The following is a 12157-nucleotide window of genomic DNA, read 5'->3' as shown; positions in this document are numbered from 1 at the left end:
GGCGGAACGAAGACTAGATCCAGTCCTCGTCATCGTCCATGACGATGGCGGGCTGCGTGATGGTGGCGCTGTCTTCCTTCGGGTCGAACCGGATGACGGTGCCGTCGTCGAGCTCGATGACCGGGTTGCCTTCCAGCCAGGTCAACGTCCATCGCCAGGCGCTGGTGTCGTCGGGCAGCGCCTCGAGGTCGCCCTCGACCGCCTGCAGGGCGATGACGACGACCTCGGGCAGCCCGGTCGGCGGTTCTGCGCCGAGGGACCAGCGGGTTCCGAGCTGCATGGTTAGACCTCGGCCTGGTAAGTGACCAAGCTGGTGCGGGTGCCGACCTCGTCGTAGAGCTTCTTGGCGGACTTGTCGTCTGCCGTGGTGACCCACTGCAGGGTGCGGTAATTGTGCGCCTTGGCGTACTCGCGGGCGAATTCCAGCAGGGACTTGCTCACCCCGCCGTCACGGACAGCCGAGGTGACGAAGAGGTCGTCGATGAACAGTCCGACGTCGCCGCTGAGGGTGCGTGGGAACGGTCGGTAGAGCGTGAATCCGACGAAGTCCCCGTTGTCGTCGACCGCGACAGCGCCGTCGAGGTCATGGTTCTTGTCGATGATCCAGCTCCACACACGCAGAGCCTTCTCGTCGGTCAGGTCGCTCTTGGAGAACTCGCTATACCCTTCGAGCAGGCCCAGCCACGGGAAGAAGTCTTTGTCGCCCAGCGGGCGGACCTTGATTGACATGCGGTTCTCCTTAGATTTCCGACACCGTGGCGAGCACGATATCAGTTACGACCAGCTCATCGGCCTTGACGAAGGTCAAGTCCGTGATCCGGCCTACTGCTTTCAAATCGGCGGCGACCTGCGCGAGCAGGGCAACCTCTGCTTCCGGTCCGCCGATGGTGGCGGAGACGACGGCAGACTTCTGTGACGCCTTCGCGTCGGTCTTCGCGCGGCGGATGCCCGTGAGCGCCCGGCTGGCCAGGTCCAGCAGCGCGAGGCTGTCGGCGTCCGGCGTCGTGCCAGAGGCGACCGGCCATGGGGCACGGTGCACCGAGTCGTCGTTGGACCACGACCAGGCTTCTTCGGTGGCGAACGGCACGAACGGGGCAAACAGGCGCAGCAGGGTCGACAGGGCGGTACGCAGCGCGGCGACGGCCGACGCCTGCTCCGGACCGGGCTCGCCGTAGGCGCGTTCCTTGACCAGTTCGAGGTAGTCGTCACAGAAGGTCCAGAAGAAGCTCTCGGCGGTCTCGAGCGCACGGGCATGGTCGAATGCGTCGAACGCGGCGGTCGCCTGGCCGACGACGACGTCGAGACGGGCGAGCATGCTCACATCGATGGGTTCGGTCACCGGTGCTGCGTCATCGCCGGCGAAGCCGAGGATGAACTTGCTGGCGTTGAGGATCTTGATCGCCAGGCGGCGGCCGATCTTGATCTGGGTGGGGTTCTTCGGGTCGAACGCCGCGTCGGTGCCCAGCCGCGAGGACGCCGCCCAGTACCGTACGGCGTCCGAACCGTGCTGACTGAGCACGTCGGCGGGAGTGACCACGTTGCCCTTGGACTTGGACATCTTCTTACGGTCGGGGTCGACGATGAAGCCCGACAGTGCCGCGTGCTTCCACGGCGATTCGCCGTGTTCGAGTTCGGCGCGCAGGAGGGTGGAGAACAACCAAGTGCGGATGATGTCCTGGCCCTGGGGACGCAGCGAGTACGGGTACACGAGGTCGAAGAGTTCGGGGTCGCGCTCCCAACCGCCGGCCAGCTGAGGGGTGAGGGACGAGGTGGCCCAGGTGTCCATCACGTCGACCTCGCCGACGAAGCCGTTGGCCGCTCCGCGCTGCTCGGCCGTGTAGCCGGGGGCCACATCCGAGGACGGGTCGACGGGTAACAGGTCGGCGGTGGCGATGATCGGCTGGTCGAAGACCGGGTTGGACTCGGCGTCGAGCGGGTACCAGACGGGCAGGGGAACTCCGAAGAAGCGCTGGCGGGAGACAAGCCAGTCACCGGTGAGGCCGTTGACCCAGTTCTCGTAGCGCACGCGCATGAATTCAGGATGCCACTGCAGAGCGGATCCGTGTTCGATCAGGCGGGCGCGAAGCTTTTCGTCGCGGGCACCGTTGCGGATGTACCACTGGCGGGTAGAGACGATCTCGAGGGGCTTGTCGCCCTTTTCGAAGAACTTGACCGGGTGCACGATCGGCTTGGGGTCGCCGATCAGGTCGCCGGACTCACGGAGGAGCTCCACCATGGCCTGCTTGGCCGAGAAGACCGTCTTGCCGGCGAGCTGGGCGTAGGCGGCCAGCGCGGCCGGGGTGACGATGACGTCGGGGGCCTCGGCGATGATACGGCCGTCGAAGCCCATGATCGCGCGGTTGGGCAGGTCGAGTTCACGCCACCAGACCACGTCGGTCACGTCGCCGAAGGTGCAGATCATCGCGATCCCCGAGCCCTTGTCCTTCTGGGCGAGGTGGTGAGCGAGAATCGGGATCTCGACGTCGAACACCGGGGTGCGTACCGTGCTGCCGAAGAACGGCTTGTAGCGGTCGTCGTCCGGATGCGCGACAAGAGCGACGCAGGCGGCGAGGAGTTCCGGCCGGGTGGTCTCGATCTCGATGGTGGAGCCGTCCGGCTTGTGGAAGGAGACCCGGTGGTACGCGGCCGGCATCTCCTTGTCCTCGAGTTCGGCCTGGGCGACGGCAGTGCGGAAGGTGACGTCCCAGAGGGTGGGAGCCATGGCCTGGTAGGCCTCGCCACGGTTGACGTTGCCGACGAAAGCGAGCTGGGAGGCGGTGATGGACTCCGGCGCGATGGTGCGGTAGCTCTGGTTCCAGTCGACGCTGAGGCCCAGGGTGCGCCACAGTTCCTCGAACTGTTTCTCGTCCTCGACGGTGAGGCGTTCGCAGAGTTCGATGAAGTTGCGGCGGCTCACGGGGAGCTGGTCGGCGGCCTTGGTGCTCTTGCCGTCGCCCCCCTCGAAGGGCGGTACGAAGTCGGGCGTGTACGGCAGCGATGGGTCGCAGCGCACGCCGTAGAAGTTCTGCACACGTCGTTCGGTGGGCAGGCCGTTGTCATCCCAGCCCATCGGGTAGAAGACGCTCTTGCCGCGCATGCGCTGGAAGCGAGCCACGACGTCGGTGTGCGTGTAGCTGAAGACATGGCCGATGTGCAGTGAGCCGGAGGCGGTCGGCGGGGGAGTGTCGATCGAGAAGATCGACTCCTTCGTGGCGGCCGCGCGGTCGAAGCGGTAGGTGCCCTGTGCTTCCCAACTGGTCTCCCACTTGGCTTCCAGCCCTTCGAGGGCGGGCTTTTCGGGAACGCGGTCAGCGTTGGTCATGACACTCCGATTCGGTTCAGCGGCACCGTGTCGATGGTGAGGTGCCTTCAGTACTGCTGAACCAATCTAGCCGATTCTGCGCCCGAGGCCGCACGACGAGGGGGCGAACGGGCTGATCCGAGCGAGGATCGCGACGTTGGCTCCCACCGAATCTGCCTTTCGGCGGACACCTGGCGGGCGGGCGGCGCGGTGCCGGGGCGGTCGCCAGAATGGCGAAGAATATTGACATGAAAATACTTCAGATTTAACTTGTGCGCGGTGGTGGGAGACCGCTAGTTTGAGCGAAGGGGCAACCGATTTTTTTGGGTCTACCGGGGAATTTCCTTCCTGACTGGGTCAACTCAGGGTTTCGATTGGGTCGCATACTGCGGCCTTCATTCTGGACCCCGGCCTGCCCTGAACCGAAGGATTCCGTCATGCGTAAACCCAGTACACTCGCCCGGCGTATTGTGACCGTTGGTGTTGGCCCGGCCGCCATCCTGCTCGCCGGCGCGATGGTGTTCCAGGCGTCGAACGCCGCCTTCTCATCCTCGACCCGAAACCCCGGCAATAGCTGGAGTACCGGAAGCGTGGCCCTCACGGACGACGACAACGGCACCGCCGGCTTCCAGGTCACCAATGTCACGCCTGGCGACACGGGCGAGAAGTGCCTCGTCGTGACGGCATCGTCGTCCGTCGCCGGGGTAGTCAAGGCCTATGTGCAGAACCTGTCGCCCTCGGCGCAGGGACTGGAGAAATACATCAAGCTGAAGATCGAACAGGGCACCGGCGGGAGCTTCGCCGACTGCACGGGTTTCGTCATCGACCCGGCGGTCCCGGTCCTGCCGGCAGCGTCGTTGGCCACGCTGTCCACGGTCAATAGCGACTACGCCACCGGTGGTAGCGCGTGGACGACCACAGGAAACGCCAGCGGGGAGTCCAAGACCTACAAGGGCACCTGGACCTTCGACGCGACCGGACTGACCCAGCTGCAGGTCGACGCGTTGCAGGGCGCCTCCACCAGCATCGACCTCGTCTGGGAGCTGCAGAACAGCAACTAGTTCGGCCATCCACCACCAGGTAGCGCCCCGACAGATCAGGTAGCAGTGTCCCTCGACAGCGGATCCACCGACAGCACCGTCGGTCGCCAGCCCCGCGCCGTGCGCGGGGGCTGGGGATTCCTGACGATCGCCACCCTGTCGAGGGCCTACCTGGTGCTGATGCTTGCCCTGGGCGCCTGCGCCACCCTGCCGATGCTCACCGGCCTCACGGGTTCGATCGTGCAGAGCGGGTCCATGGAACCGCTGATCAGCACCGGCGACGTCGTGCTCTCCGAGCCCATGGAGGCCGACACTCCGCCGCCCCTCGGGCGCGTCGTGAGCTTCCCCGCCCCGGCCGGATCTGCCACCGCAGGCACCATGCTGCACCGGGTCGTCGGGGCCAACGAGGACGGGTCGCTCATCACGGCGGGTGACGCCAACCAGAGCGTGGACAGCAGCCCCCTGGACCGGGGCGACATTATCAGCCAAGCCCAGCTCCTGATCCCCTGGATCGGGCTGCCCGCCTTCTGGCTGACCACGACGGCCATTACTCCGCTAGTGCTGTGGCTGATCCTCACCGCCGCGGCCGTCGTCGTCGTCGCGCTGGACGGCGCCGCGAACCCCCGGCCGCGCCGGCCCCGTGGACGTCACTTCCGACCGTCCCGCCAGGGGAGGAGCCCGCGGGTTGCTCCGGCCGAACTGGCTGCAGTGGGAGTCGTTGCGACCCTGATCGCCGTCACACTGGTGGCGGCACCGCCAACCGAGGTGACCGCCGCCTTCAGCGCCTCCACAACCATGGCCGGCAGCTCTTGGGAGACCGCCGGCCCCGCAACCCAACTGGCCTTCACGACCGCCCCCTCCGGGTCAACCGGCGGCGTCGCCTGGGCCCGTCAACCCGTCGTGGCCATCCAGAACGCCGAAGGGGAAACCGCGTCGAGCACCGCCAGCGTGGCCCTGACCTTGACCAATCCGGCTGGGGCGACCCTGGCCTGCGCGGCCAATCCGGTAGCCGCCGTCTCCGGCCGGGCGTCATTCGCCGGCTGCCGCATCGACCGGGCCGGAACCTACACCCTGACCGCCCGTTCCGGCGCACTTCCCGCCGCTCTCAGCGCCACATTCACCATCACGACGGGCCCGGCCTCGAAGCTGGTCTTCACGGCCCAACCGGGTTCCACATCGGTGGACACAGCCTTTGCCATCCAGCCGATACTGGCGATCCAGGATGCCGGCGGGAACACCGTCAGCAGCACAGCGGCCGTCACCCTGGGCCTGACCAGCGCAGCAGGGGCCGGCCTCACCTGTACGGCCAACCCGAGAGCTGCCGTGGCCGGAACCGCTACCTTCGCCGGCTGCAAGATCACCAAGCCCGGGAGCTACTCCCTGACCGCGACCTCGGCCGGGTTGACCGCGGCCGTGAGCGGATCCGTCGCGATCAGCGCTGGTCCCGCCGCTCGCCTCGTCTTCACCACCAGCCCGTCCGGCTCAACCGGCGGGAGAGCTTTTGGCACCCAGCCCGTGGTCGCCGTACGGGACGCGGGTGGCAACGCCGTCGCCACCACCATGCCGGTCACCCTGGCGATCACCACAGCGGCGGGGGCAACCCTCGCCTGCAGCGCGAACCCGGCCACGGGCACCGGGACCGTCGCATTTGTCGGCTGCTCTATCGGGCGGGCGGGCACCTACACCCTGACCGCCAGCTCGGGAACACTCACGGCGGCCGTGAGCGCAAGCTTCACCATCGCGGTCGGACCCGCCACGAAACTGGGTTTCACGTCGGCACCGAGCACGACCCGGTACAACACCACCTTTGACACCCAACCCGCGGTCGCGATTCAGGACGCCGGCGGCAACACCGTCGCGAGCACCGCCGCAGTGACCCTGAAGCTCACGACCGCTGCCGGGGCCACGCTGTACTGCACAGCAAACCCCAAGGCGGCAGCGTCCGGGGTTGCGACGTACTCCGGCTGCAGGATCGACAAGGCAGGCAGCTATACGCTGACCGCCACATCCGGCGTCCTGACCCCGGCGGTCAGTGGCAGCTACACGGTGACCCCTGGTCCTGCAGCGAAACTAGCTTTCAGCGTCAACCCCGGTGGGTCGACCGGCGGCGTGGCGTTCTCCGGTCAACCCACGGTCGTGGTGCAGGACGCCGGCGGCAACATCGCGACCGGCACCACGCCGGTGACACTGAGCCTGACCACCGCAAACGGAGCCACTCTGACCTGCACGACGAACCCGGTCTCCCCGCTGTCGGGCGCAGCCGCATTCGCCGGCTGCGCCGTCGACCGCGCCGGCAGCTACACACTGCGGGCGGTGTCCGGCAATCTCACCGCCGCCACGAGCGCAAGCTTCACGGTCGCGACCGGGCCCGCTGCCCGGCTGGTCTTCGTCTCTTCACCAGGGTCGACGACCTCGGCGACCACGTTCGGAAACACGCCGACAGTGACCGTGCAAGACGCAGGCGGTAACGCTGTCACCGCGACCGGGCAGGCCACGCTTGCCCTGACCAATGCTGCCGGCGCAACACTGGCTTGCGCGACAAATCCCGCGCCGTCGTACGTCGGTTGGGGATTCATCTTCTCGGGATGCAGCATCGACAAGGCCGGTACATACACACTCACCGCAACCGCCGGCACCCTGACGACCGTGAGTCCCGCATTCACGGTCACGCCCGGTGCCGCGAGCAAGCTGGTCTTCGTTGCGGCTGGGTCGGGTGGGTCGGTGAACCAGGTCTGGGGCACCCAGCCGAGCGTGGCCATCCAGGATGCCAGCGGCAACGTCGTTGCGAGTTCGGCCTCGGTCACTGTCAGGCTGACGACCCCGGCAGGCGCCACTCTCACGTGTACCAGTAACCCTCGTGCCGCGGTGTCCGGTGTGGCGACGTTCGCCGGTTGCCGGGTGAATCGGGCGGGGAGCTACACGCTCACCGCGACGTCGGGGACCCTCGCGGCGGGGGTCAGCCCCGGTTTCACGATCGCTCCGTAGTCGTGGAATAGCGGAGTTCGCCCGAACCCGCCCGATCAGAACGGCGGATCGTCGGGCAGGTCGCTTGTCCGCGGCCGTGCCGGTGTCGCTGGTGGTTTGGGTGTGGGGGCCAGGGTGGGTGGTGGCCCGAGGGTGGTTTCGGGGTAGGTGCGGTGGGTTTCCCCGGCCGGGGAGGTCCAGCGCAGCACCCCGCCGGGTTCTTGCACCACGGCCCATAGTGTTTGGTGTTTGAGCCGGTGGTGGGCGCGGCAGAGGTGGGCCAGGTTGTCGAAGTCGGTAGGTCCGCCGTGTTCTCGGGCGATGGTGTGGTCGATATCGCTGCGGGATGCGGGCCGGGTGCAGCCCGGGAAACGGCAGGTGCCGTCCCGCAGCGCAACCCAACGGCGCATATCAGCGGGGGCTGTGTAGTGTTCTTTTCCGACCGAAAGCACGGCCCCGGTCTCCGGGTGGGTGAGTATCCGAATGAAGCTGGGGCAGCCGGCGGCGATCTCCCGGGCGGTGTCGGCCGGGATCGGCCCGTACCCTTCCAGGAATCCCGGTTCCATGGTTCGGCCCATCAGGGTGAAGACCGGGACGGTGACCATCACGCTGCCGCGGATGCCGCCGCCGGTGCCGGCGGGGGTGACCCCGTCCAGGACCAGGTCGGCCATCGCGTCGGCGTAGATCTGGCCGATCGTGCGCCGGTCCATCTCGGGAATCGACGCGTCGTGTCGTTCTAAGGCCTGGGTGGTTTCGACGATGCTGGTCAACCTGTCGAGTGCGGCCTGGGTTTGCACCGCGGTGCCGTACCAGGTCAGAGTGCCCATGCCATCGGCCCGACCCTCCCACCAGACCCCGCGTTCGGCAACCGCGGCGGTGGCCCGTTGGGTCAGGGTCTCCGGGTGCGCCCGCTCCCGCATCCGCCGGGCCTTCACCGCGAGCTTGCCGACCGTGAGGTCTTTCGCCACGGGCAGCAACCTCGCTTCGAACTCGGCGGCCTCCTCGAGCGGGAGGAAACTGAGCTGCTCCATCAACACCTGGCCATGCCGGTAACTGATCTCGCCGGAACTCATCGCCGTCAAAGTGGCCTGCATCGGGCCGGCGAACAAGGAGGATTCACCGATCAGGTTCTCCGCGGTGCGATCGGCCAGGCGCAGCGAGCAGGCGACCTCGGTCGTGATGGTGCGGCGGGCGATTTCCTGGTCTTCCCACGCCGTGATCTTCCGCGGGCTCGCGTCGGCGTCGGTGAGGACCGGCCCGCGGGCCGACTCGGCGGCGTAGTCCGGGTTGAGCAGTTTCGCGGTGGCAGGGTCGGAGCTCCACCGCTGCAGCTCCGCGAGTGCGCGAGCACGTTCGGCGGTCGCCTTCGCGATCCTGCGGTGGGCCTTCCTGGCCTTGGTGACCTTCCGGGCGAGGGTGGCCTGCGCCTGCTCCTGCAGGGTGCGGCGGCGCCGGTGCGCCTGCGCGTGGGCGTCGGCATCGGGGCTGCGGGCGTCGTGACCCGGGTCCTCCGGGTCGGTCGGGAACTGCTCAGCTGGGCTGCTCATACCCCGATAATCGCACCGACCACCGACACTCCAGCCCCTCCAGAACCGGGTGGGGAAAGGTCCTCAAACCGGCCGCCTTTGGAGGAGTAGCGGGCTGGACGCATCAACGGTCCCTTCGCTCGCTACGATGTCCCCATGGCCTACCGAGGGGGATTCAGTGCCGGATGATTCAGCGGCAGCCCCGCCCGATTCTCCCGGCGCGACCCCGACCCCGCCGCCCAGGCCCGCCTTCTGGCGGGAGCGTATCCCTGGGTTCGCCGACCGGCTGCCGACTAAGTGGCTCCTGACCGCACTGACGACCGTGCTCCTCGGGCTGTCGGCCGTGTTCGGCGGCCTCTCTGACGCACCGGTCCAGGCTGCCCCGGTCATCGCGGCGGGTGAACGCCACGTCGGATCCGAGCTCACCGTCACCGTCAGCCAGGCGCTGCTCATCGACGCCTTTCCTGAGCAGTTGCTCGTTCCGGCCGAGGGCAACCGGCTGCTCGTCGTACGGGCGATGGTGGACAACACCACCACGGAGGCCATCCGACTGGGCACGGCCGAGTCGGACAGGATCCGGGTGGGCGGGGTGCCCGGTCTGCCCGAGGCCGAGCCGCCGACCCGTGTCCTGGTAATCGATGACGGCAGCGGCACGGTGTTCGCGCAACCCGGCGTGCCCGTCGAGGTCGTATTCATCTGGGAGGTTGCCGGCGACGCCGTGGCGAAGGGTGACTCCATCGACGTTCAGCTGCTCGACCGCGTGCTCATCAGCGAGGGCGAGCTCACCTACGGCGGACTGTACGACGACCCCGTCGTGACGGGCACCCTGGAGCTGGAGCTGGGCGACGTCGGGGCCGGGGTGTCGGGATGACCCCGCCGATCGCGCGCTGGCGGTATGCCGCGAACGGGGCGGCGCTGCTGGCCGTCCTGTCCGTCGCGTCGGTCGTCTTACACACGACGCCGAACCGGGAGCTGCAGCACTCACCGATGGTCGTAGCGGCGACGCTGGCGGAGCCGGCCAGCGGGCGGGACATTCGCGCCACCGTGCATTCCGTCGCGATCACGGAGGCGGTGACCGCCGGAAACGGCTGGGCCGGCAGCACGCCGGGCGTCTGGGTTGTTGTCGAACTCAGCGTCGAGGCTGTGGTGGAAGACCGGGACAGGACACTCGGCACGGCCGTGCTGCGGGTGGGTGACACCGAATACAGCGCCTCGACCCGGCCGGGGACCGCCACGCTCGTTTCAGGCAGGCCCGCCACCGGCATCCCATTGACCGGCCCGCTCATGTTCGAACTCCCCGCGGACGTCGTCTCGGCTCCGGCTGCGGAACGCGCCACCCTCGAACTCGCCAGGAATTCCGACCCGCGCGTCGACTCCCTGCTTGTGATGCCCGTGGATCTGGCCGCACTGGACGTGCGACCGAGCATCGATGTCGACTTGCCCCATTGGGGCGTCAGGTGAGTCGCGGCGGAGAGCGCGCGGGTTGGCTGAGGCGGAACGGCCGAGCGTTGCTGGCCATTCTGGTGCTCCTACCGGCGACGCTGGGGATCATGTTCGCGAACCAGTGGATCCGGTATGTCGAGGACGGGCCCAGCCGGTCGGTGAACGTCACAGCGGGCGAAATGCTTGAGTACGGCAACGCACGGTGGCGCATCGAGGCGACCGACAGGGTCAGCGCAGACAGCGCAGCCGGGCGTGAGCGTGACCTCCCGGCCGGCACCGACCTGATATCCGTCACGGTCGAGGTCGACCCGACGGGCACAGGGCCGGATGGCGTGCCGGACGGGTGCACCGCACGGCTGGAGGAATCCGGTGGCGGGACCGTGACGCGGAGCTGGTCGAACGCCAGCCAGGGTGCGATCGACCTCGGCCCCGGAGGGCCGTCGCTCACCTCCTGCAGCTCAGACCTGAGCACCCGGTATTCCTTCGTGGCGGAGTTCGTGGTGCCCGCCGAGGCGGGGGACTCCTCGTCCCTCACCGTCAACATCTCCGTCCCGGGCGTCCTGCCCGAGTACGCCAGGTTCGCCGTGGACTGACCTGCCAGGTGCGGGTTACACGGTCGTGCTGACAGGTTCCGCGAGGGCGGCTGCCTGGCGCCGCTCGCCCAACCGGCGCAGGCAGTAGTCGTAGCCGGCGGCGATGAGACAGATGCGCAGCGGCTCGAGGAGGACCTCGATGGCGAAGATGAGGCCGTCGTCGACGATCATCCACCACGTCACGAGGTCGTGGGCACCGATCAGCCGGGTCGCGCCGAACCCGATCCAGGCCCCGGCGGCTTCGATCACGGTGTAGGCGAGCACGAAGATACCCATCGGAACCACCCCGGCCCGCCACACCAACGTCAGGGCGTTCGCGAGCGGCTTCCAGCGGCCCACGAAGCCGGTGCCGACATCCGCAAATCGGCGGGAGACGGCCCTGGGCACGCGGGCATAGCGGATGCGCACCCGGTCGGAGTAACGGTTCTGCGGCACCCTGATGAGCAGTGGGCCAGTGGTGAGGGCCCGGCCGTAGACGATGCCCGCGAGCGCGAGCCAGGCTACGGGGAGCAGCACGAGGGCGCCGGCCTCGCCGATCGCCCAGGCGATGCCGTCCCAGGCGACCCCGATGGGGGCGAAGACGTCTCCCAGCGCGGCGCGCAGATCTGCTATCCAGTGCATCGCCGCCCGGTTGGCGACCCACGACTCGAAGTCGTCACGGTAGTTGCTGATCAGGAACAGGGTGAGATAGACCCAGACGGCCTCGAGGTACACGGTCACCACGGCACTCCAGCGCGGCAGTCTGGCGCTGTACCGCTTGAGCAGGAATCGCCCGGTGAATGCGACAGCGATCGCCGTCGCAGAGGCCCAGGTGAGCTCGAGGTTGAGCACCCCGGCCGAGTTGTCGGTGTCGTCGAACGGGTTGATCTTGGCCAGTGCCGAGGCCGCGTACTGCAGGGTGTCCTCCGCCAGGAACTGCCAGGCGGCGTAGAAGGCGAAGAAGGGCAGGACACTGGCCAGGAACAGGTCCTGCATGCTGGGACGCGTGGTGACCGGGGCGTCCTCGGTGCGGTCGATGGCGTCGTCGCCGGCCTTGGCCAGATCGTCGAAGGCGGGCATCCCTTGTCGCAGCACCAGGAACATACCGATGAAGCTCGCCAGCCGGGCGAGGATGGCGACGGGCATGATGAGGAACGCGGTCAGGGCGTCCGTGGTCCCGACCAGGGCGGCGACCTCGATCACGAGGTACCGCGCCAGCCATCCGGCCAGATACAACGCCAGCAGGACCGGCCACCTGGAGGCGGCCAGCCGAAGCGTTGAGGTCACGATGGAGAACACATGGCTCAGCGT

At 68.0% G+C, this 12157-nt stretch carries 10 protein-coding genes; 5 read left to right on the top strand and 5 right to left on the bottom strand.

Annotation, left to right across the window (positions count from 1 at the left end; genetic code table 11):
• Nucleotides 1-13: 13 nt before the first annotated feature.
• Genes E3O57_RS09490 through valS form a run of 3 tightly spaced genes read right to left on the bottom strand, consistent with a single transcriptional unit; the run spans nucleotide 14 to nucleotide 3322 of the window.
• Nucleotides 14-280 carry a hypothetical protein gene (locus E3O57_RS09490; RefSeq protein ID WP_088456385.1) on the bottom strand — a complete coding sequence of 89 codons (267 nt, stop codon included), beginning with the start codon at nucleotides 278-280 and terminating at the stop codon, nucleotides 14-16.
• Between the two features lie 2 nt (nucleotides 281-282).
• Nucleotides 283-729, bottom strand: a complete 447-nt coding sequence (locus tag E3O57_RS09485; RefSeq protein WP_088456384.1) for a GNAT family N-acetyltransferase — start codon at nucleotides 727-729, stop codon at nucleotides 283-285.
• 10 nt (nucleotides 730-739) lie between these two features.
• The gene (valS, locus tag E3O57_RS09480; protein WP_088456383.1) at nucleotides 740-3322 is read right to left on the bottom strand and encodes a valine--tRNA ligase; all 2583 of its coding nucleotides are present in this window, start codon (nucleotides 3320-3322) and stop codon (nucleotides 740-742) included.
• A gap of 416 nt (nucleotides 3323-3738) precedes the next feature.
• Here valS and E3O57_RS09475 point away from each other — a divergent pair, with 416 nt between their 5' ends.
• Together E3O57_RS09475 and E3O57_RS09470 are read left to right on the top strand one after the other, a co-directional pair.
• Nucleotides 3739-4362 carry a hypothetical protein gene (locus E3O57_RS09475; protein ID WP_088456382.1) on the top strand — a complete coding sequence of 208 codons (624 nt, stop codon included), beginning with the start codon at nucleotides 3739-3741 and terminating at the stop codon, nucleotides 4360-4362.
• A 45-nt stretch (nucleotides 4363-4407) separates the two neighbouring features.
• Complete coding sequence (locus E3O57_RS09470; protein ID WP_103479557.1) at nucleotides 4408-7326, top strand: S26 family signal peptidase; 2919 nt, start codon at nucleotides 4408-4410, stop codon at nucleotides 7324-7326.
• A 35-nt stretch (nucleotides 7327-7361) separates the two neighbouring features.
• On the opposite strand, the gene E3O57_RS09465 is transcribed toward E3O57_RS09470, so the two are convergent.
• Nucleotides 7362-8852, bottom strand: a complete 1491-nt coding sequence (locus tag E3O57_RS09465; protein ID WP_103479556.1) for an HNH endonuclease — start codon at nucleotides 8850-8852, stop codon at nucleotides 7362-7364.
• 157 nt (nucleotides 8853-9009) lie between these two features.
• Between E3O57_RS09465 and E3O57_RS09460 the strand changes: the two genes are divergently transcribed.
• From E3O57_RS09460 to E3O57_RS09450, 3 genes are all read left to right on the top strand, one after another.
• Nucleotides 9010-9702, top strand: coding sequence for a hypothetical protein (locus E3O57_RS09460; RefSeq protein ID WP_103479555.1), 693 nt, complete (start codon nucleotides 9010-9012; stop codon nucleotides 9700-9702).
• Complete coding sequence (locus E3O57_RS09455; RefSeq protein WP_103479554.1) at nucleotides 9699-10292, top strand: hypothetical protein; 594 nt, start codon at nucleotides 9699-9701, stop codon at nucleotides 10290-10292. Before E3O57_RS09460 ends, E3O57_RS09455 begins: the two co-directional genes overlap by 4 nt.
• Before the next feature lie 89 nt (nucleotides 10293-10381).
• Entirely contained in the window at nucleotides 10382-10867 is a 486-nt protein-coding gene (locus E3O57_RS09450) for a hypothetical protein (protein ID WP_133159796.1), read from the top strand.
• A gap of 15 nt (nucleotides 10868-10882) precedes the next feature.
• Here the strand turns inward: E3O57_RS09450 and E3O57_RS09445 are convergent, their stop codons facing one another.
• Entirely contained in the window at nucleotides 10883-12145 is a 1263-nt protein-coding gene (locus E3O57_RS09445) for a hypothetical protein (protein ID WP_103479552.1), read from the bottom strand.
• Nucleotides 12146-12157 lie beyond the last annotated feature (12 nt).

It is taken from the genome of Cryobacterium sp. TMN-39-2 (assembly GCF_004402745.1).
Classification (GTDB): Bacteria; Actinomycetota; Actinomycetes; order Actinomycetales; family Microbacteriaceae; genus Cryobacterium; species Cryobacterium zongtaii.
Note: the sequence above shows the minus strand (reverse complement) of the source record. Positions and strands in the feature narration are given on the sequence as shown.